The sequence below is a fragment of the Pedobacter nyackensis genome, assembly GCF_900176505.1.
GTDB classification, from domain to species: domain Bacteria; phylum Bacteroidota; class Bacteroidia; order Sphingobacteriales; family Sphingobacteriaceae; genus Pedobacter; species Pedobacter nyackensis.
Genome location: NZ_FWYB01000002.1, coordinates 381,917 through 404,509 on the forward strand (window position 1 = coordinate 381,917; position 22,593 = coordinate 404,509).

At 38.7% G+C, this 22,593-nt stretch carries 16 protein-coding genes; 5 read left to right on the forward strand and 11 right to left on the reverse strand.

Annotated elements, in window-relative coordinates; all coding sequences use genetic code 11:
- Positions 1 to 154 precede the first annotated feature (154 nt).
- Positions 155 to 1,762 carry a tetratricopeptide repeat protein gene (locus B9A18_RS05860; protein ID WP_084288094.1) on the reverse strand — a complete coding sequence of 536 codons (1,608 nt, stop codon included), beginning with the start codon at positions 1,760 to 1,762 and terminating at the stop codon, positions 155 to 157.
- A gap of 174 nt (positions 1,763 to 1,936) precedes the next feature.
- Between B9A18_RS05860 and B9A18_RS05865 the strand changes: the two genes are divergently transcribed.
- Complete coding sequence (locus tag B9A18_RS05865) at positions 1,937 to 2,683, forward strand: AAA family ATPase (RefSeq protein WP_084288096.1); 747 nt, start codon at positions 1,937 to 1,939, stop codon at positions 2,681 to 2,683.
- Between the two features lie 88 nt (positions 2,684 to 2,771).
- Positions 2,772 to 4,214, forward strand: a complete 1,443-nt coding sequence (locus tag B9A18_RS05870; RefSeq protein WP_084288098.1) for an amino acid permease — start codon at positions 2,772 to 2,774, stop codon at positions 4,212 to 4,214.
- A gap of 36 nt (positions 4,215 to 4,250) precedes the next feature.
- Here B9A18_RS05870 and B9A18_RS05875 read toward each other — a convergent pair whose 3' ends face one another.
- From B9A18_RS05875 to B9A18_RS05920, 10 genes are all read right to left on the reverse strand, one after another.
- Positions 4,251 to 5,603: a TlpA family protein disulfide reductase gene (locus B9A18_RS05875; RefSeq protein WP_159452612.1), complete on the reverse strand. Its 1,353-nt coding sequence runs from the start codon at positions 5,601 to 5,603 to the stop codon at positions 4,251 to 4,253.
- A gap of 55 nt (positions 5,604 to 5,658) precedes the next feature.
- Complete coding sequence (locus tag B9A18_RS05880) at positions 5,659 to 7,050, reverse strand: TlpA family protein disulfide reductase (RefSeq protein WP_084288104.1); 1,392 nt, start codon at positions 7,048 to 7,050, stop codon at positions 5,659 to 5,661.
- A gap of 40 nt (positions 7,051 to 7,090) precedes the next feature.
- Positions 7,091 to 8,482, reverse strand: a complete 1,392-nt coding sequence (locus B9A18_RS05885; protein WP_084288107.1) for a TlpA family protein disulfide reductase — start codon at positions 8,480 to 8,482, stop codon at positions 7,091 to 7,093.
- 8 nt (positions 8,483 to 8,490) lie between these two features.
- On the reverse strand, positions 8,491 to 9,891 hold the full coding sequence (locus tag B9A18_RS05890) for a TlpA family protein disulfide reductase (RefSeq protein ID WP_084288109.1): 1,401 nt from the start codon (positions 9,889 to 9,891) through the stop codon (positions 8,491 to 8,493).
- A 44-nt stretch (positions 9,892 to 9,935) separates the two neighbouring features.
- The gene (locus tag B9A18_RS05895; RefSeq protein WP_084288111.1) at positions 9,936 to 11,477 is read right to left on the reverse strand and encodes a PKD-like family lipoprotein; all 1,542 of its coding nucleotides are present in this window, start codon (positions 11,475 to 11,477) and stop codon (positions 9,936 to 9,938) included.
- A gap of 28 nt (positions 11,478 to 11,505) precedes the next feature.
- A complete protein-coding gene (locus B9A18_RS05900; RefSeq protein ID WP_084288113.1) occupies positions 11,506 to 12,282 on the reverse strand; it encodes a DUF4843 domain-containing protein in 777 nt (258 codons plus the stop codon).
- Positions 12,283 to 12,292: 10 nt separating this feature from the next.
- On the reverse strand, positions 12,293 to 13,699 hold the full coding sequence (locus B9A18_RS05905; protein ID WP_084288115.1) for a RagB/SusD family nutrient uptake outer membrane protein: 1,407 nt from the start codon (positions 13,697 to 13,699) through the stop codon (positions 12,293 to 12,295).
- A 7-nt stretch (positions 13,700 to 13,706) separates the two neighbouring features.
- Positions 13,707 to 16,982 carry a SusC/RagA family TonB-linked outer membrane protein gene (locus B9A18_RS05910; RefSeq protein ID WP_159452613.1) on the reverse strand — a complete coding sequence of 1,092 codons (3,276 nt, stop codon included), beginning with the start codon at positions 16,980 to 16,982 and terminating at the stop codon, positions 13,707 to 13,709.
- 295 nt (positions 16,983 to 17,277) lie between these two features.
- Positions 17,278 to 18,456, reverse strand: coding sequence for a FecR family protein (locus tag B9A18_RS05915; RefSeq protein WP_084288120.1), 1,179 nt, complete (start codon positions 18,454 to 18,456; stop codon positions 17,278 to 17,280).
- Between the two features lie 80 nt (positions 18,457 to 18,536).
- Positions 18,537 to 19,106: an RNA polymerase sigma-70 factor gene (locus B9A18_RS05920; RefSeq protein ID WP_084288123.1), complete on the reverse strand. Its 570-nt coding sequence runs from the start codon at positions 19,104 to 19,106 to the stop codon at positions 18,537 to 18,539.
- A gap of 139 nt (positions 19,107 to 19,245) precedes the next feature.
- Here B9A18_RS05920 and hemW point away from each other — a divergent pair, with 139 nt between their 5' ends.
- From hemW to B9A18_RS05935, 3 genes are all read left to right on the forward strand, one after another.
- The gene (hemW, locus tag B9A18_RS05925; RefSeq protein WP_084288126.1) at positions 19,246 to 20,385 is read left to right on the forward strand and encodes a radical SAM family heme chaperone HemW; all 1,140 of its coding nucleotides are present in this window, start codon (positions 19,246 to 19,248) and stop codon (positions 20,383 to 20,385) included.
- Positions 20,386 to 20,409: 24 nt separating this feature from the next.
- Positions 20,410 to 21,195: an SDR family oxidoreductase gene (locus tag B9A18_RS05930; RefSeq protein ID WP_084288129.1), complete on the forward strand. Its 786-nt coding sequence runs from the start codon at positions 20,410 to 20,412 to the stop codon at positions 21,193 to 21,195.
- An 82-nt stretch (positions 21,196 to 21,277) separates the two neighbouring features.
- Positions 21,278 to 22,585, forward strand: coding sequence for a DUF3472 domain-containing protein (locus B9A18_RS05935; RefSeq protein WP_084288130.1), 1,308 nt, complete (start codon positions 21,278 to 21,280; stop codon positions 22,583 to 22,585).
- The last annotated feature ends 8 nt before the right edge of the window (positions 22,586 to 22,593 follow it).

Below are 22,593 nucleotides of genomic sequence, written 5' to 3' on the forward strand. Positions count from 1 at the left end.
TAATCCCGGAATTTGATCCGGTTGATTGGTTACTCAAACCTAAATATTAACCCGCTTAAAAAACGATTTTCACTACCCCTACATCAAACACAATTCACCACTACACGACCTCTACAAACCGTCTGAAACGGCCAAAAAGGCGGTTTTAATAAATCTAGAAAGATTTCAGAAAATCATTCAGGCTGTCGTTGGTCGACAGTCCAAAATGTTTCCTCAGCCGGTATCTTGCCATCTCTACTGACTTAACGGAAATGTTGTTTAGGGAAGCTATTTCTTTAATAGAAAGATTGAGTCTGATCTGTGCACATAAGCGCCGCTCATTTTGAGTAAGCGTAGGGAATTTTTGTTGCAGATTGTAAAAGAAGTCCTGATATTTGGCTTCAATTTGTAAGTTAAAATCTTCAATATATTTTTCGCTGTTTACATCGTACCGAAACTTGTTAACCAGTTTATGGAGCCGCTGCATTACATCATCGCCCCCACTCTTTTCAAGAACCGTCAATTCTTCCATAAAATTACCGATGACTTCATTTCTATGAGACATGTACATGGAGTAATTCTTAAGTTCTACATTATTAAATTCCAGCTTATTGCTGAGCAATTGTTGCTTTACTTCAGCCAGCTCAGCATTTTTCCGCTGTCTGCTCCGCAGTTTATTGTAAAGCAGGAAGCCGATAATCACCAATAGCACAACAATGATGGCCAGTGTGTTGCGCTGATAAGACTTCAAGCTTTTTTCGAGACTCAGGGCCTTAATTTGACGTTCTTTATCCTGTGCTTCCCTTTTCATCGTGAGGGTTAACATAGCATTTACCTTGTTTTTGGATAAAAACTCCTCACGTATGGTATTGTATTTCTGAATATACTCGTAGGCATGTTTATAATCTCCCGTCAGCTGATACAACTGAGAAAAGATCTTATAATAATCCAGCAGGTTTTCCTTTTTGGAGTTCGAAGTTGATTGTTCAATGTAAGCATGTGCCTTATCCAGCATCTGCTGCGCTTCTTTATAATTTCCTAGTTTCACCAACGAGAAGGCCATCTGGTTATGTACTTCGGCAAGGGAAAGCAGCTGTCCGCTGGAGTATTGAAGGGCCAATTGAAAATAAAAAATGGCTTGCTTATAATCGCCGGTGTTGTTGCTGCTGATGCCCAGATTATTATATGCTGCACTGATTAAAGTCTTGTTATTAAACTTTTTCGCCAGTTCCAGCACCTGGTTAAAATAATCTGCGGCCTTGTTAAACTCATTCATCAATTGATAAATCAGTCCGATTCCATTCAAAGAGACTGCAGCTTTTTGTTCGTTCCCGGCCTTTTTGTACAGATTGTAGGCCATCGTATGATATTTAAGGGAAAGCTCTGCATTCTCCACATCATAGTAGGTCCAGCCTAACAATGTATAAGTAGCGCCAATTTGTTCCGGGCTTCCATTTTCCTTATAAATTTCGAGGGCATTAAATCCATATTCGAGGGCCAGGTCGTAAATGTCGTTGTATAAATAACCTTCGGCAAGAATCACCAGTGCATCGGCTTGTTCCAGCTTTAACTTATTCTCGTAGGCCAAAAGGTAAGCTTTATAGGCATAAGCAATGGCCTGGTTGGTAGCATCCCTGTTTAACTGCTTGGCTTTTTTGTTCAGCATTGTAATTTGCTCTCTCACAGAATCCTGGGGCACCAAGGCATCAGATCCCACGGCACGACTGTTAAAACAAATGGCAGAAAAGAATAATACAGCTACAAAACAGTTTACTTTAGACATTGATCGTTAATTTTCTTGCTTCCCTAAAAAACTATTTCCAATATATACAAAATTGATCTACTCTTCCAAAAGGTTAAATTTTACCTGGCCACCTTTTTCGGTGCTGATCCTGGAATTCACAAATACCCCGATCAAATTATTTCTCTTATAATTGCAGTAAATTATTAAAGGAGCATGGACTTTTACGGATATATCAATGATGTTCAATTAGATCTACCGGAGGAAATCTCCGCAGACTACCCCTTTGACATTCCAACCATACGGAACTTTAAAAAATTAACATTTCATCCAAAAGTAACCTATTTGATCGGCGAAAACGGAATGGGTAAATCGACTTTATTGGAAGCGATAGCTGTTAATTTAGGATTCAATGCAGAAGGCGGGAGTAAAAACTTCAACTTTGATACACAGTCTACCCACTCCAGCTTACATGATTATCTGAAAATTTCTAAGGGTGTTCACAAGATGCGAGACGGCTTCTTTTTAAGAAGTGAGAGCTTTTACAATTTAGCATCTGAAATAGACGAGCGGGATTCAGACCCAGAAGGAGGAGAACGCATCATCGATTCTTATGGAGGCAAGTCTTTGCATCATCAATCACATGGGGAGTCATTCTGGGCGCTGTTCATGAATCGTTTTGGAGGTTCTGGTCTTTATATTTTAGATGAACCGGAGTCGGCATTATCCATCACACGACAGATGGCAATGCTAGCACAAATCGATAAGTTAGTTAACAGACGTTCTCAATTCATTATCGCAACTCACTCCCCGATTATATTGGCCTATCCAGACGCCACTATTTATCAGATGTCACCGGAAGGAATAAATAAAGTGAAATATAAAGAGACCGACACTTATCAATTGTATAAAGGTTTTCTGGATAATCCCGAGCAAATGACATCGATCTTATTAGATGATTAATAAATGTGCTTAAATATTCAATATAAGTTCACACTTTTGCTGAAATTCTGAGTGATACTCATATTGTAATTGAATAAATACCATAATATTGAAACAAGCTACCGAAAAGCCTGAAGATCAAAAACTCAAAAGGGGTTTACAAAACAGGCACATTCAATTAATTGCTCTTGGTGGAGCCATAGGAACAGGATTATTTTTAGGCATTGGTCCGGCAGCAGTATTGGCTGGTCCTTCTGTAATTTTAGGCTATGCCCTGGCTGGTATTATTGCCTTTTTTATTATGCGTCAGTTAGGCGAAATGGTGGTTGAAGAACCTGTTTCGGGTAGTTTTAGTCACTTTGCGAATAAGTACTGGGGATCTTTTGCCGGTTTTGCTTCCGGCTGGAACTATTGGGTATTATATATCCTGGTAAGCATGTCGGAGTTGACTGCCATTGGCATTTACGTGCATTTCTGGTGGCCAGAAATCCCGCTGTGGTCGTCGAGTCTTTTCTTCTTTATAGTTATTAATGCCTTAAATCTTACTTCTGTTAAAGTGTATGGCGAGGTGGAATTCTGGTTTTCAATCATAAAGGTCGTGGCCATTATTGCCATGATCATTTTTGGTATTTATTTGCTTTTTAGTGGCAGCGGAGGCGAACAGGCCAGCATTCAAAATCTATGGAATGATGGTGGCTTTTTTGCGAAGGGCTTGTTTAGTGCAGATGGAAAAGGGGGCTTTCAGGGATTGTTTGCCGCCATTGCCTTAATCATGTTTTCATTTGGTGGACTGGAATTAATTGGGATAACAGCGGCAGAGGCCGAGCAGCCCGAAAAAACGATTCCAAAGGCTACCAATCAGGTGATTTACCGGATTCTCATCTTTTATGTAGGTGCACTTGTGATCCTGTTCTCCTTATCACCATGGAAAAACATTACCACTGATAGTAGTCCTTTTGTGATGGTTTTTGAAAGTTTAAAAGGCTTTCAGTTTACCCTTATGGGCAAAACTATCTTTTTCACAAGTGTGATTGCCAATGCGCTTAATGTCATTGTTTTGACGGCTGCTTTGTCTGTCTATAATAGTTGTGTATACAGTAACAGCAGGATGTTATTTGGCTTGGCTGAACAAGGAAATGCTCCTTCTTTTTTATCGAAGCTGAATAAAAATTCGGTGCCTATAAATGCCATTTTAATATCAAGCTTGTTTGCCGCGATATGTATTATCATCAACAAGCTGATGCCGGAGAAGGCGTTAGAGATTTTGATGTCGCTGGTCGTATCCTCTTTAATTATCAATTGGCTGATGATCAGCATTACCCATTTGAAGTTCAGAAGGAGTAAAGAGGCAGATCAGATAAAAACTAAGTTTCCATCTTTTATCTATCCGATATCGAACTATATATGCCTGATCTTTCTCTTAGGTATTTTAGTGATTATGTGGGTAACCGGTTTAAAAATATCGGTTGAGTTGATTCCAGGGTGGATTTTGCTATTGTATGTTTGTTACCTGTTGGTTCATAAAAGAAAAAATAAAACCGCTTCACAATAAACTTATGAAGCGGTTTTTTATTCATTTCAACCAACATTAATACTTCAACTCTTCTTCTATGATCGATTTAAGATCTGGATTTGAAGGCCTTGGTGCGTTTGCGGTTACTAAATTTCCTTTCTTATCAAAAACCAAAAACCTTGGGATGGAACCGATTTTATAAAACTTAGAAAACTCATTACCTTGTCCTGCTAATAACTGAACTCCCTTCATTCCCTCTTCTTCAATCATTTTAAGCCACTTCGATTTGTCCTTTTCAGCATCCGTAGACATACCGATAAATGCAACATCCTTACCTTTTAAAGACTCTTCCAGTTTTTTCATAAAAGGAATTTCTTTAATGCATGGACCACACCAGGTAGCCCAAACATCAATGACAACTACCTTTCCTTTAAAATCGTTTAATTTTACAACTTTATCATTTTTGTCAGGATAGGAAAACTGGAATCCAAGATCGCCAGGCTTAAATTCATCAAACTGCAGTTTATAGGTATTAAAAAGCTGCTTTTGCTTAGCTGTAACAAAGTAAGAACCATATTTATTTGTCGCTTCAGTAAAAGGTCTATAACTTTTTTGTAGTGCTAAGTAACTTAAAACCTCATCTCCTTTCAAGGTATCACTCTGAATAAATCGCAAGCGCTGTTCAAGGCCATTGATTCCTTCAGGAATCTGTTTCTCAGCTTTCATTACCTCCATTTGGGTCAACAGCTTTATAGTCTGATTACCAAAAGGGAACTTATAAACTTCTTGTGCTGATTTTGAATAGTCTGTAGCTTTCAAGGCTTTTACACTCGGAGTATAGAGCGCTGGATTTAAATTTCCTTTGGGTGAATTATTTAAATAGTTTCCAACAAAACGAGCGATATCCCATCTGACAACCTTTGGTAGAAATTGATCAAAACGACGATTATTTGACTTGTTTTCTTTTACAAATTTTGTGGACGCATTGTTTAAACGTTCAACAGCAGGGAAAAAAGCTTTAGCATCAATGACTGCTGATCCTTGCTTTTTTTCACCAGATTGTTGCCTGACTTCTGAGGAAACCTTATTCCATTTCGAAAGGATTTGGTTTTCTTTTGAATTGATGCTTCCCTGTAGGGTGTAACCGTTATCTATTAAACCCAGTTCTAAACAATCCCCTCCTTTCAAATAAAAAATCATATCAGATGAAGGCAAACCTGAAGAGCCTGTCCCCAATGCATATAAGCCTTCATATTCCGGGAAGAAGGCAAAACGGAATGTTCCATCATCTTTCACTTTTATCTGCGCAACTTCTGAAGTGGTGCCCTCATCAGTCTGAAACAATTTAATCTGTGTTCCTTTACCTGAACTAAAAACACCCTTAATCTCTACTGGAGATTGAGCATGAATATCGGTTATGCTTGCCATAAATATGACAAGCGATATTATTCCTCTTAAGACCATACTGAAAATTTTATATTAATTATCCTTTATTTAACACCTCTTCAATAATCATTTTTAATTTACGATCTGAAGGCCTTGGAGCGTCTCCTGTCACCAATTTCCCTTGTTTATCAAATACCAGGAAACGTGGAATGGTTCTAATTGCATAATGCTTAGAGAATTCATTTCCAACTCCACCAAACAATTGTATTCCAGTCATATGATCATCCTTGATCATTTTTAGCCATTTCGGTTTGTCCTTTTCCTGATCAACAGTAATACTGACAAAAGCAATGTCTTTTGCTTTAAATTCCTCAGCTAACTTTTCAAGATGTGGGATTTCCTGTACACATGGACCACACCAGGTAGCCCATACATCTATCACTACAACCTTTCCCTTTAAATCACTCAATTTTACGACCTTATCATTTACATCTGGAAATGAAAAATCAAAAGCTTTATCTCCCGGAGTAAATGGATTGAGTTTAGCTTCATATTTTGCCGATGTTTCCTTCTGCGTTTGTGTGATTAGATACTGTCCAAATTTATTTACGGCCTCAGTAAAATTGCTACGATCCTTTTGGTGGGATAAATAATCCAGCAATTGATCACCTTTCAAGGTATCGTTGAGCATAAACTTCATCGAGTTTTCTAATCCAATTATACTCTGGGAAATCCTAATTTTATTTTTCATGCTTTCCAGCACCGGAATCATTTGAAGCGCTCCCCGACCATACGGATATAGAAATGGCTCATAAGTATTTCTTGTGAAATTTTCAGCATTGATATAATTTATAGCTGGGCTATATTGCTCTGGTGAAGGATGCACAACACGGCCCGTAAAAAGACATCTTAGTCCATACGTTGCTAAATCCCATTTGACTAAGAGGGGAAAAGCTTTTTCAAACGCCGGGTTGCCAGATTTGTTCTTAACGATAAAATCCTTTGAGCCCACACTTAACGCTTCTAGATCTGGAAAAAAATCTACAAATGTAGACTCCATATTAGCTTGTGTCCGTTCCAGAGATTTTTCTCTTACTTTTAGACATTGCTCAGCCCATTTTGACATGATCTGATTTTCCTTTGAGTTGAGCGTTCCCTGTAATTCATAGCTGCTATCTTTCAATTTCAGGTCCAATTGATCTCCGCCCTTAAAATAAAAGGTATGATTGTAAAGTGGAGCCATAGGTTTTCCTAAACCCAAGACATAAAAACCTTCATATTCCGGGTAAAATACGAACCTAAACGAGCCATCATCTTTTACATTAAATGTAGTAACCTCTTTTAAGGCTCCCTTAAAGACGCTAAACAATTTAACCTGTTTTTTTTCTGAACTTACCGTTCCCTTTATCTCTACAGATTTTTCGGCGAATACGACCATCCCCATTAAAACCAGCACTATAGCGGTTATAATACCTTTCTTTGTTATCATAATTATGTTGTTTCTAAAATTCTATTTCTTACTGTTAAACTTAACTACCGCTATTCAACTCCTCTTCAAGAATCAATTTTAGCTTAGGATCAGATGGCTTAGGCGCATCTGCAGACACCAGTTTTCCATTTTTATCAAACACGAGAAAACGTGGAATTGTATTGATCATGTAATGCTTAGAAAATGTATTGCCATTGCCCCCGGCAAACAACTGTATTCCTCCCATACTTTCATCCTTGATCATCTGTGACCATTTCGTTTTATCGTTTGGCTTATCCGTTGAAATACTGACAAAAACAACATCCTTGCCTTTGAAATGCTCCGACAGTTTTTCAAGATGAGGAATCTCTTGTTTACATGGGCCGCACCAGGTAGCCCAAACATCTACGATAACCACCTTACCTTTTAAGTCACTAAGCTTACATAACTTATCATCAACATCAGTAAATGAAAAATCAAAAGCCTGTTCTCCACGTTTAAATGGTCGAAGCTGAGTTTCATATTTCGCCAATATTTTTTTCTGTCTCGGGGTGATGATAAACTGACCATATTTATTCACCAGCTCATCAAAATTCCCACGATCCTTTATCATAAATAATTGAGACAATACCAGGTCTCCTTTTAAACCATCGGAAAGAATAAAAGCTAATTTTCGATCTAGTATGCTGGCGTTTGTCGAAGACTTATTCTTCATCGTTTCCAAATTGGTTAATAAATTAACTGTTCGACTGCCATAAGGATATAAAAAAGCCTCCTTAGTACTTTTCGTAAAGTTCGCTGGACTAACATAATTAAGCGCGGCTGGATACTGATCTGGTCTGGGGTGAACTGAACGTCCTGTAAACACGTAACTAAGTCCGAATGATGCCAAATCCCATTTAACCAGTATGGGGAATGTTTTATCAAAAATAGGATTGCCAGACTTGTGCTTAGCAATAAATTCGTTTGACTCCTTACTTAACTCCTCTAAATCCGGAAAGAAATCTACAAAAGTAGAGCCTAAATAATGACGCAACCATTCCGCTGATTTCTGTTTAACCTTGAAGGATCGCTCAAACCACTTTGACATCACCAGGTTTTCTTTCGAATTAAGTTTGCCTTGCAAAACATAAGTTGTATCAGTCATGTTTAAGTTCAACTTATCGCCTCCTTTAAAATAAAATGTGTTGTTCTGACTTGGGGCTGTCGCATTTCCGGTTCCCAATACATACAAGCCTTCGTATTCCGGATAAAACATAAACCGAAATGCTCCATCCTCTTTTACATTGAACTTGGTGACTTCTTCAAGCGTTCCCTCTAGTACGCTATATAAAGTAATCTGCTTACTTTTCGGGGAGCTTAATTTACCCTTTATCTCCACCGGATTCTGGGCATAGCTATTCCCTATGCTTGCCATTAGTAGTACAAGCAATACTATTCTTCTAGTTATCATGCCAAAAATTATTTTGAATTAGCCTTTTTCAATTCTTCCTCAAGAATCAGTTTCAATTTAGGATCCGAAGGCCTTGGTGCATCCGCTGTTACTAATTTTCCATGTTTATCAAATACAAAAAATCTTGGAATGGTATTAATTACATAATGTTTAGAAAATTCATTACCACTACCAGCGAATAGCTGTATCCCTCCCATGTGCTCATCCTTGATCATCTGTAACCATTTCTCCTTATCCTTTAGCTGATCAACTGATATACTCACAAATGCAATGTCTTTACCTTTAAATTCTTCTCCGAGCTTTTCAATGTGAGGAATCTCCTGTTTACAAGGACCACACCAGGTTGCCCAAACATCTATCACGACTACCTTACCCTTTAAATCATTCACACTTACATGCTTATCATTGACATCAGGAAACGAGAATGCGAAAGCCTGATCTCCCGGTTTAAACGGACTGAGCTTAGACTCATATTGCGCCAACACCTTCTTTTGCCTTGGCGTTACTATAAGTTTCCCATACTTATTAAATGCTTCAGAAAAATTCCGCTGATCTTTTTGGTGAGATAAATAATCCAATACCAAATCCCCTTTTAAAGTATCGCTAAGTACAAATTTCAAATTGGTTTCCAATCCTACAATACTTTTAGAAATGGAAATTTTATTTTTCATTGTTTCCAAAAGTGTTAACGATTTAAGCGTTCTTAATCCGAATGGATATAAGAAGGTCTCTTTTGCACTTTTTGTAAAATTCCCGGCATTAATGTAATTGATTGCTGGTGTGTACTCTTCAGGTGTAGGATGTATCCTGCGTGGGGTAAATATATAACCGATGCCAAAAGCTGCTAAATCCCATTTTACAAGGATTGGAAACACCTGATCAAACTTAGGATTGCCAGACTTGTGCTTAGCAATAAATTCTTTCGAACTGTTACTTAACGCTTCTAAATCAGGAAAGAAATCTTTAAAGGTTGAACCTGTATAATGACGCGCCCATTCTACAGATTTTTGCTTCACTTTAAAAGAATGCTCGAACCATTTCGATATCATTTGATTTTCCTTTGAATTTAATTTCCCTTGTAATACATAGGTGGTATCAGTCAGGCTTAAATCCAAATTGTCTCCTCCTTTAAAATAGAAAGTGTTATTATGGCTTGGTGCCATAGCTGTGCCAGTACCCAGCACATAAAAACCCTCGTATTCTGGATAGAACATAAAACGGAAGGCGCCATCTTCTTTAACGTTAACTGCAGTAACTTCTTCCAAAGTCCCCTCTAAAACACTATAAAGTTTAACTTGTTTATTAAGCGGAGAACTTAAGGTTCCTTTTATCTCCACTGGTTTTTGTGCCAATGCGGCCAGTCCCATCGAGCAAAACATGGTCAATGTTATGATTCCTGTTTTTATCATTGTCTTTTTATTTTTTATAGTTAGTTCTTATTTGCTTAGGTTAATTATTCTCTGTAGGTCGCATCCACAATCTTCCCGAACCCCTCATATTGTTGAAAAAGCTTAGGCGCAGCAGTTAAAGAAATTTCGTACAATTCCATCTTTCCCGAATTATCCGGAGCCGCCGGATCATAGGTACAAATCATTAACTTTTTACTGTAATCGATGTATCGGGCGAGATTTTGCACCTGAAGCAGCTTCTGAAATTTAATCAGCGAGATCTTTCGATTCCCCATGTCCAAAAGTATTTTCTCCAATTTATTAAACGGGTCATACTGATACACTTTACTGCCTATCGAATACATAATGAATCCATAGTTGGGATCAAAAGTTATTTGCTCTGCATCCTTTAAATGTATTGCATTAGGAATAGCTTCATAAGCAATAGGTGTGAGCTTTGTATCGCTGGGCGACACAAATCTTAGTAAAGAAAAGTTGTCTTGCTGAGGCTCTTTAAGAATTGCGTAGAACTGCGGAGTGCCACTATTTACAAATCCCATATAACGCAAATCTTTCTTTAAATCGGCAGGATCAAAAACATTTACGTCTGTCGAAACCGGCTGAATCACTCCCTTATTTCCTCCGGAATGAACAAGAAACCTACGCTTTTCAGTATCAAACATCAAGAGGTATGGTGTTATTGTTCTATATTTTTCGGCTATATAAGGTGAAATAGAAATTCTTCCTCCATCTACGAAACGGTTTAACGTCATGCCATGCATAAAACCCTGAGTTGAGTTTTCAATGGAAAGTATACCATCGCTATCTAATAAGTAAGTCATTGGGAATCCGCCCATCCCCATTGAACGTATAACCTCTGCATGATAGTCATCTGAGGTAGGCCGCATAACTTCTACTTTTAGATTCCTGAAATTATTCCAGGTACGTTGCTGATTGTTGATGCTATAGGTTTCCTGATCCGTACCTACATATATCCTATTCGTAAACTGATAATTAAACACGTCCCTGTTGTACACAAAATAAACCATCCTTGGCTTACCCTTTAATTTTATAGTAGACATTGTAGATAACAGATCTGTGTATTGTAAAAATTTTGAATCTTTAGCATTATAAGCCAGCATATCTAATCTAGATTCATTACGTATTTCATTAAGTATCATCCAGCCATCTGCAATTTCAGAGCGCACATTGAGTTTAGTTTTAAACTCTCTGACATACCCTGTTACTTTGTCCTTAACTCTGAAATATAAACTATAGGTTGATGGGGTTAAGGGCAAATTAAGATCCAATATTCGTTGCATACCCAATTGTTTCTTCAAATTCCCATCATCAATTTTCATATTTTCATCAAAAGAAAACCATTCATAATTGAAATCATCTTCATTAAAACCACCCTCTTTCATAAAATCCAACTTCGGATCCACATGAAAGGGTTGGCCGCTTAACGCCTCATATACTTGTTCAAATCCTTGAATATCCATCGTCTTTAATTCCCGATATTCATAATTACCCAAGTCTTTTCTACATGCATTCCCACCTATAAGGCAAAGCGCACATATCACCATTAGTACTAAGTTTTTTTTCATATTCTCTTAAAATAAATACGACCATTTTTTATTGAACATTTGCACCCATTTTCATTGGCTGTCCATTTTCATCCAGAATTGGCGTGCCTTTGATCGCCATTTCATACAGATAGGCCTGCATACCCATCCCCCAGGCAACTACACTCAGTGAGCTAGGCATATAACCATCTTTGGTCAAGAGTGCCGGATCTAAATCATATCGGCCTATCATAAACTGTAATTTCTTTGCGGAATAAGTTCCTAAATAGCCACTAACGAAAGGAAATACTTTCGGGTTTTTGTTTTTATCCCAAAACCAGGGTACACCTGAGATATCATCAACATTCAGTTCGTAGGTGGTAAAATAGCGTTTATAAGCAGATGGCCCAGTGCCGATATGCTGATAACTGACCTGTGTAGAAAATGCTTCATTGGCTTCCAGAGAAATAGAGAGCTGTATTTGCTTTTCGCGCATTGGAGCAGAGCGATGCAACAACAGCCTAACTGTATCCGTTAGTTTATTAGCTTTGATTACAAAATCCTTATTGAGAAATTCATAATCTCTACCCTTTACCATTGTGCTGCTATCCGCAACGACCAAAGCATAGTGTCTATCTAATTGAACTGCGGCACCAGTAGCGATTATTGGAATTTTAATCAGGGTGTCCTGAATATAGGCAGATAGATACCCAAAAGAAAAATAAGCCTTGTTCTCTTGCTCAGAATTAGGAAAATAAATACTGTTTTTCCCCGAATAGCTATCCAGATGATCCTCTTTGCAAGCACAAAAGAAGAGCATAAAAGCAATGATTAATAATTTATTCATGATCGTATATTTATCGTTGTTCAGTTTCTGATAATGGTACAGGAAAAGTATAGCTTTCCAGATTGATTGCTGTTTCACTAAGTCCCACAGCACTTAAAATACGAGGGGCTGATTTACGCTTATAATAAAACCATAATTGTCCTTCACCATAAAACTCTTTGCGATACTCCTTTAAAATCTGTTCGTCGAGCACTGCGACAGAAGTCAAAGCGGCACAATTCCGGTGCAGGCGAAGCTCATTCAGGTAGCCTAAAGCCTTATTAGGATCTGGCTCGCATTCTGAAGCAATAAGATATAATTCACTTAACCGTATGCCAGGCACTTTATATCGAAAATTTGCTTCCTTTTTTTCAACAACATCTTTGTATTTGATAAAAACAGGGAATGTTTTTCCTCCTTCTATTGACCAGGATGGAGAATAGCGAAGATCATTTTCCCAGTTCTCGAAAATTAATTTTAAGAATTCATGATTAGGTCCTGCTGCTAGTAATCCCGGGCCTAAGATTGCAGGACTGAAATTACTGTTATAAAAATCATATAACTTCGGGTTTTCAAATTCAAATAAATTCTCCGTCGAGAAAATTCTGTTTGGTGCATCGGCAAGTGTTACTTGCGCGGCGGTGATCCATGGGAACTTAGACTGTTCCTTAATAACTTGTTGAGCAGCTGCAAGCGCTTTCTCCTTATTTCCACTCCAAAGCCATGCACGTGCTTGCAAACCTTTCACCGCATAAAAATTCATTCTCAAATTCCTCGATTTCCATTTAGAATCCGGGATTAATCCCATTGGCTTATCTACCTGCTGCATCTGAATTACCGGATCCTTTTGAAGCAATAAGGTGGCCTTATCCAGGTCCTCCACAATACGCTCAAAAATATAAGTAGAGCTATAAAAAGGAGATATATCATACCCCGCTTTATGGTAATAGGGTAAGTGCTCGGCAGTTGGGTTTACTGTTAGTGCCGGAGCAAAGTACCTTAAAAGATCGAAATACAGATAGGCACGTAAAGCATAAGCTTCGCCCTTATAAACATCTCTGGTCTGATCATCCAATACAGTTGAATTCAACTCTATATTTTCTATGAACTTATTGATGTTCGTTATATTTCCATAGAGACCTTTCCAAATGCCATCCACAATGGACTTTACTCCCTCGTCCTCATAATTGTAAACCGTTAACTCTCCGGAATTCGCATAATACTGAGCCAGAAGATCTGTCGTTTTCATGGTCAGCGATCCCCCATACATATCAGACGAGCCTAGCTTGAGGTAAATCCCATTTAACGCATTTGCAAAGCCTTGTTCAGTCTTGAAGACATCTTCTTCAATATATTTATCTTCAGGTTTCACGTCCAGCCATTTCTGACAAGAGCTAAGTCCCAATAACATTAAGATTATTAATATATTTTTTTTCATGTTGATCTTATTTAAAAGTGACAGAAATACTCATAGACACAGAGCGCGAATAAGGATAGTCTATACCACGCTCCCGACGAACCGTTGAAGAATAGAAAATATCATTTGTAAAAGCTGTAATTCTAAGACTGGACATTTTGGCCTTATCCAGCCAGGCTTTTCGGCTAAATTCATAGCCCAAACTCAATGATTCTAAACTGATAGTATTTTCTGTTTGAATAAATCTTGAAGAAATCGGGGAATTGATAACCGCACTGATGGCTTTAAATTGCCTTACATCTCCGATGTTCTGCCATCTGTCATAAAGTGCACGCCGGTCTTTATTCGATTCTACATTTAAGGATGAAATGTTTTCTACTTTAGTATATAAAGCGTAATTCATTTGATCCTTTTGTAAAACATAACGTAAAACAGCATTTGCATTAAATCCTTTATAATTAAAGCTACCTCGCATGGTACCTTCAACTAAGGGCTGCCCGGAACCTATACGTATAATATCATCTGAATTATAAATAAATGTCTGCTGCCCTTCTTTCGACCAGAAAAGCTCTCTTCCTGTAGCGGGATCAATTCCCAATGATGGTACAGCCCAGATATCTCTTGGTCCAAAACCATCCTTATAGCGGATCAATGATTTACTATTCTGTAAATTCTGGTTTAGATTCTTCAATTTATTATTGAAATTGCTATAAACCATCCTACTCACTGCTCCCATCACAGCAAATGTCAATACAACCTGATCCTTAGGCCTATATATAGGGGAGTAGTTGATCATAGTCTCCAGGCCCTCTACATTTAGCTCACCAGCATTAAACGGATAGCTCCCTACACCGGTTGACGAAGGAAATGAAGCCTCTACAATTAAATTCTCCGTCTTTTTACGATATGCATTGAATTGCAATGAGCCCCTATTGCCAAAAGTAGAAAGATCCATCCCGACACTCGTTTGTATCGTACGCTGCCATTCTAAATCCGGAGCGCCCAAAGACCCTAAGTAAACTCCTTGTCCGAAACTATTGTTATCCGGATGGTAGTTATAAATAGATTCACTAAGACTACCGAAATTCTGGTTGCCAGTCACCCCCATATTTGCACGTAACCTCAACATAGATATCCATTCCAGCTTCTTCATAAATGCTTCTCTGTGAACGTTCCAACTTAGCCCCCCGGAATAATAAGGAGAGTATAAATTATTAGATCCAAACACGGTAGACCCATCCATATTGAAATTGAAATCCGCATTATACTTTTGTAAATACGAATAATTAACAGAGGCCAATACCGAGTTACGACGTACAATCTGTGTACTAGCCGAAGGCTTTGAATTTTCTTCATAGCCGAAAGCGAAAGCTGGATTCCCATTACTGGAAGGCTGGAAACCAACCACCTTATATCCTTCGGCACGACTTTGATTCTCGCTGATCTCTGTCCTAAAGTTCATATTGATGGTGTGTTTTTCGGCAAAAACTTTGGCATATGTAGCCATTAAATTAGCTGTATAGCTAAACGAGGAAGAAGTGCGCCTGTTTAAGCTTCCCTTCCTGGCAGCTTCGGTAGCCACAAATTGAGAATGCCGGGGAGATACAAAGTTATCAGCCAAAAGATTCCCCTTACTAACCTGCCCCCCGGCGGTTATTCTAAGTGAAGGCATCACATCATAGATGATCTGCAGGTTGTTATTAATTGTAAAGTTGTTCGCTCTGTTAAAACTTCCAATCGACGCATTGTAGAGTGGATTCATAATTAAAGGAAAAGCACCTGCCCGCTGTACGGAATCGATAAATCGTTCGTGAACGGGTGCATATTCATAATAGGGGTTCATGTTCACCCAGGTAGAAAAACTCCCATATGGTGTTTCATTAGACTTAGACCCTACGAATGACGCTCGATTAGATACATTGATTTTCCCGGTTCGGTAATTTAAATTCAGGTTCCCTCCCCAATCATCTCTATCAGAGCCAATCATAGTTCCTTTTGTATTTTTGATATTTACACCTAAATCAAAAAGAATAGTGCCTTCTCCTCCGCGTACACTGACCGAATGCCTGTTTGAAAAACCCGTTTGTAAAGGTTTATCCAACCAGTAAGTATTCACGCCACGAACCACATTAGCCAGTCGGCTGTTGTATAAGCTATCTAATCCCAGCTGAGATCTGACATTAGTAGCCGTATACCTGCCAGACAATCGCTCAAATTCCAATTTCTCCGTTGCATTCATCATGTTATAACTTCTTAAGTCTGGCGTCTCAACACGAAAATCACCTGAATAAGATAGTTTAACCTTACCCGATTTTGGCTTAATCGTTTCCACAACCACAACTCCATTAGATGCACGTGAACCATAAAGCGCAGTAGATGATGCATCTTTAAGAATAGTAACGGAGGCTACAATATTCATATCCAGATCTACAATTGTCCTGAGATTCGTTTCAAAACCATCCAAAATAAATAATGGCAAATTAGGGTCAGCAGTAAATTCTGAACGGAGATTCGATGCTGGAATACTGGTTTGTCCGCGCACCTCGATATTGGGTAATGCATTAGGATTGGATCCCACTTGATTATTTTCAATTTGCATAAATGAAGGATCTAAAGCCCTCAAACTCGCAATGATATTGTTATTACCAATCACCTTTAATTCAGTACCCGAAAAATTAGCGGTCGCCCCGGTAAAACTCTCTTTTTTACGTTCGATACCTATTCCGGTGATGACAATGTTATCGAGATCACCGACTTTTGCTTTGAGCACAATATTCAATAGGTTTGTTCCCTTGGCTGGCACATTCATCGTCTGGGTATCATACCCAACGAAAGAAAAAGTAAGCTGATCGTTATCATCTTTGATTTGAATAGAAAACGCACCATTTTTAACCGTTCTTGAATTTGTCCGGCTTATTTTTGCTTGTACGTTAACGCCTTCTAAGGGGCTCCCCTTTTCATCGACCACTTTACCAGATACAATACGTTGCTGGTTAGGGCTGACCAATTCAGGCCTGGATTTCACAATGATTGCATTTTTGTCGATCTGGAAAGTAAATGGCTGGTTAAAAAAAACCTGGATTAAAGCTTCCTTCAACGGAACCTGCTTTAAATCTAAATCAATAAGTCCCGCTTTTTCTACAGTACGATCAATATAAATAAAATCATACCCCGTTTGTTGTCGAATCTCTTCAAAGATACTTATCAATGTAGCATTCCGTTTCTTTAGTGTCACGGTTTGGCCGTAGCTAGATGCGTTAACCTGCAGAACTGCAACTGTTAATAACAAAATTGTAAATTTCATTGCCAGTAAAATTTTAGACACACCGGCCGGAAGCCTGCTGAGCCTTTTAAAGTAAAAATTCATACATTTGCTTTGGTTTAATAACGGGCATACCACATCCATAGTCGGTAGACTGGCAGCTCGCGTAGTTCATAAAAATTTGATTTTACTTTCCCAATTTATTGGGTGAATCGAAGAATCATTAAACTTGCCAGGAGTGCTCGCATACTCTTGGCATTATTCATGTCTTCTTCTAAGTAGCTGGTTAGGTTCTTTTTGTCATGGTCATCATTTGGTTTAGTTTGGTTAGGTTTTATTATAGGGCATTCAATACTTTAATTGTTGAATTTTCAAGCTCAAATTTTATTTCTCCTGTGCCTGATAAGTTTTTGAGTATATCCGACAAGTCTCTGGATCTGGACATTTGACCACTAAATGTTATGGATTTATTTAGGTTATGATCAAATACAACCTGAACATTATACCAACGGGAAATCCGGGCCATGACTTCTGTCAGACTTTCCCTTCGGAATATGAAATCTCCATTCTTCCAATCCACAACCTGATCAACTTCTTTCTGTATTACTTTAATACCTTTTTTGCTTAAAACGGCCTGCTCACCAACCTTGATCACAACTTCTGAGGATTTTGACCTGGAACCATCTAAATGGGATGTTACCCGAACACTACCTTCCAGCAAGGTCGTTTTAATTGTTCCATCATCTTTGTACCCATTGATGTTAAAATGAGTTCCAAGAACCGTCACTTCTTGTCCATCACTTAACACAACAAATGGATGTTTTTTATCCTCCTTAACTTCAAAATAAGCTTCTCCCTCAAGGTCTACCTTTCTTTTTCCATTAGCATAAAGTGCTGTTGAAAAAGTTAATGATGAAGAAGCATTTAACCATACTTTGGTTCCATCCAGGAGGACAACGGAATACGTTTCGCCCCGTTGGGTACTTAATGTGTTGACACCGGCCTCCTGATTTTGACCAGGAATCACCTTATAGGTAAGTTGTCCTCCACTTTCTTTAATAATTTCAACTCCTGCTTCCGACAACTGTTCTACGTCGTCCACGCTATCCAAAAGAATCTTCTTACCATTGGCTAATGTAAGTGTTGCTTTTTCTTGCCCTGCAACAATTTGAGGTGCCTTTGATGAGGCTATGTTTTGTTTTTCATCATTGTTAACCGGCTGAAACTGTTTTAAGGTATACATTACAGAAAAAGCACCTAAAAATAATGACGCCGCTAAAAGTACCCACCTGTATTTTCTATACAAACTAATAGTTTTTGGTGGGCTCAGCTTTTGAGCAAGGGATAATCTGATATTTGCTTGTATAATGGATTTTTCTGAAGGCGATACCTGATCCCACTCAGGATTGTTCTCCGCGTACCAATCTAAATAATGGAGATACTGAGAAAGTTCCTCTTCTGTTGCATTACCTTCTGCAACACGTTTGGCAATATGAATAAAAGATTCTTTCTGCATATAATGTAAAGCGAATAAGAAGGCTCAATCCCCTAAAAGATTTTTATTTTATTTTTAAAAACCAAACAACAGCCTGGTTATCAGCAAATAAAAAACATAAGATAATTGTACTTTTCCAATTTCAGACGCAGCTTCTTTAAAGCAATGGTAATTTGTGCTTCAACTGTTTTTTCGGAGATATCCAATTGGGCGGCAATTTCTTTATTGCTTAGATAGGAGAATCGACTCATTTGAAAAATCAATCTGCAACGTTCGGGCAGATCTTTTATGGTGTGCTCAATTAGTTCCTGAAGTTGCTTAACTTCAAGCGTAAGGCTCTCATCATGTTCCACCTGTGGTGCCTCTTTTATGCGATCAAAAAAATCCTGATGAAATTTTGCCGCTCTAAAATAGCTTGCTGTTTTAAACTTCACTGCAGTAAGCAGATAGCCTTTACAGGAGACCAATTCCCATTTTTCTCTATTCTCCCAAAACCATGTAAAAATATCCTGGATGATGTCTTGAGCCATATCAAAATCTCGTAATATATTATACGCATAGCCATACAATACATCAAAATATCTTCTGTATAACTCTTCAAATGCTAAATAATCATTTAATTTAATGGCATTCAACAATTCATACTCGCTCAGTAACTGATATTCTTTCATCAAAAATTGAATTCTGTTGTATTTGGTCTTTAAAAGCTTAAAGGCAAATATGATAAATAATTAAGCCAACAGCGACGTAATTTGATAAATACGCACTAATCTTTCTGCTCGCCAATTTTTTATACATTATCTTTGCCGGATGTCCGGAATTTACATCCATATCCCTTTCTGTAAAAAAGCCTGCACCTATTGCGATTTTCACTTCAGCACCTCGTTAAAGTACGTTGATGAAATGACTGATGCCATTTGTGCGGAAATCATCATGAAGAAAGACCGGATAACGGACCAGGTGGGCAGCATCTATTTTGGCGGAGGGACACCATCGGTATTGCCATCAAAGAGTTTTGAAAAGATCTTTAACACGCTTACACAGCACTTCTCTATCTCCTCTGATGCGGAGATTACTATAGAAGCCAACCCCGACGACCTGAACGCTAAGAAAATAGCAGAACTCAGACAACTGCCTGTAAACCGCTTCAGCATAGGTATACAGTCCTTTTTTGAGGAAGATCTGATCTGGATGAACAGGGCCCACAATGCAAATGAGGCTGAAGATTGCATAAAACGCAGTCAGGATGCCGGCTTCGAAAACCTGAGCATTGATCTGATTTATGGCTACCCCTTACTAACCGACAACAAGTGGTTAAGTAACATCAATAAAGCCATCGAATTTCAAACACCACATATTTCTGCGTACTCATTAACCGTTGAACCTAGAACCGCTCTGGCCAGCGCCATTAAAAAGGGGCAGCAACCACCGGTTAATGATGAGCAAAGTGCAGCACAATTCATCACACTGATAGAAAAGCTTAAGGCCGGTGGCTTTGAACAATATGAAATCTCCAATTTTAGTCAGCCAGGGAAGTACGCGGTCCACAATACCAATTACTGGCGTGGCATCCCCTATTTGGGTATAGGCCCTTCGGCACATGGTTTTGATGGTCATACCCGCTATCTGAATATTGCCAACAATGCAATTTACCTACAACATTTGCAAAAAGGCGAACTGGCTGAAACCATTGAAGAGCTTGACCAGTACGACAGGTTTAACGAGTACATCATGACCTCCCTGCGTACCATGTGGGGTACAGACTTGAATAAAATTAAAGCTGATTTTGGTAAACAGTTTCAGGCTGATACGCTAAAAGCAATAAAACCATTTGTAGAGAAAGGCTGGCTGATCCAGCAGGATAATCACCTGATTCTGACACAGGAAGGTAAATTATTTGCTGATTACATCGCTTCTGAATTATTTTTGATCCAGGATGATCATCTTTAACAAATCATTGATAAAATATTACCCATGAAGAATAAGGTTATTTGGATTACCGGAGCATCGTCTGGTATTGGTGAAGCACTAGCCTATGCATGTGACAATGCCGGTGCAAAACTTATCCTCTCATCGCGTAACAGGGATGAGCTTTACAGAGTTAAAAGTGCTTGCAAAAGCCCTGTTAACATTCATATTCTTTCCTTAGATCTTGAAAAAACCGATTCATTGGCAGATAAGGCTGAAGAAGCCATCCGCATATATGGGCATATCGATATGCTGATCAATTGTGGTGGCATTAGTCAGCGTAGTCTGGCTTTAGAGACAACATTACAGACAGAGCAGCGCCTGATGAATGTTAACTTCTGGGGCACAGTTGTGCTGAGCAAAGCTGTATTGCCAAATATGATTGCTCAAGGCGGTGGAAAGATCGTCTGCATTAGCAGTCTGGTTGGCAAATTCGGAACACGTTTCCGCTCCTCATATGCAGCCTCAAAACATGCCTTACATGGCTATTTTGATTCGCTGCGTTCGGAAGTATATGATAAAAACATCCAGATCACTCTGGTTTGTCCTGGCTTTATTAAAACCAATGTGACCCTAAATGCGCTAACAGCAGAAGGAAGCGCTTATGGAATCATGGATCATGACCCAGACGATAGGATGTCTGCGGATGAATGTGCCAAACAAATTTTACAGGCCATCAAAGCAAATAAAGAGGAAGTATATATTGGCGGTAAGGAAGTTAAGGCAATATGGTTGAAACGTTTCTTCCCTTTACGTCTGTCTAAGTATTTAAGAACCGCAAAGGTTACTTAATGCAAACGTTTGACCGAATTTTCATCAAGTTCATCTCCTCTTCTTTTCCTATTTTCATGAAAATTTGACAGTCTAAATCATCATGAAAAGAACCACCTTCATTCTTCTGGCCTTCCAGCTCATATTCTGTACCCTTTGTTTTGCGAATAAAACGGGTAATGCTGAACCTGCTACCATTGTTGTACCTCTTGGAGGAAATGGTTGGTTAAGTAAAAACGCAACCGCAAAAATCAATAAGGAGGGATTGAGCAACTGGTCTTCAAAATCAGAAACGATCACCGTTTACTTTCGTACAGAAACCCCTGGCGATGCGGAGCTTTCACTCCAGTTAAATGTACCTGAAGGCAATAGCAAAATCAGCTTAACCGCAGCAGGCAAGACCTTTACTAAGGAGATCAGTAACAGTCAATCCGAAATCATTAAAATAGGAAACGTTCAGATTAAACAGCCCGGCTATGTAAAAATAGAGCTTAAAGGCATTTCTAAAACAGGAAGCGTTTTTGCGAATATTTCTGACCTCATTGTTAGCGGAAGCAGTCTGAACAAGGGTGCCGCCTATGTTAAAAACAATGAAGGAAACTATTTCTATTGGGGCCACAGAGGGCCATCTGTACATTTGAAATATGAAATTCCAAAAGCCGCAGAAAATGTAGAATGGTTTTACAATGAAATAACCGTTCCCGTTGGTGAGGACAAGCTAGGCACCTATTATATGGCCAATGGATTTAGTGGTGGCTATTTCGGTATGCAGGTGAACTCTGCCACAGAACGAAGAGTACTCTTTTCAATATGGAGTCCTTTTACAACGGATGATCCTAAGCTGATCCCCGACAGTATGAAAGTAGTTTTGCTAAAAAAAGGGGACATCACTAAAACAGGCGAATTTGGCAATGAAGGTTCAGGCGGACAAAGCTATATGCGCTTCCCATGGGTTGCCGGCAACACTTATGCTTTCCTGATCCGCGCACAACCTAACACAGTAAAGAAATCAACAGTATATACGGCTTACTTTAAAGATGTAGCAAAAGGTGACTGGATATTGGTAGCTAGCTTTGAAAGACCTCAATCAGCAGTGTACTTAAAAGGCTTACATTCCTTCCTGGAAAACTTCTCACCAACAATGGGCGATCAGTCGCGCAAGGGCAATTACCAAAACCAGTGGGCTATTGACCATACAGGAAAATGGCATGAAGTAACAGGTGCTACTTTTACTGTTGATGCAACTGCTAGTATCAATTATAGAAAAGATTACGCCGGAGGCGCTGAAAAGAATGCATTTTTCCTAAAGAACTGTGGTTTCTTTAATGATTTCACGCCTAAAAACACAAAGTTTACCCGTGAGTCATCAGGTAAACCTCATCCGGTAATCGATTTTAACAAGTTACCATAAGTTAAATC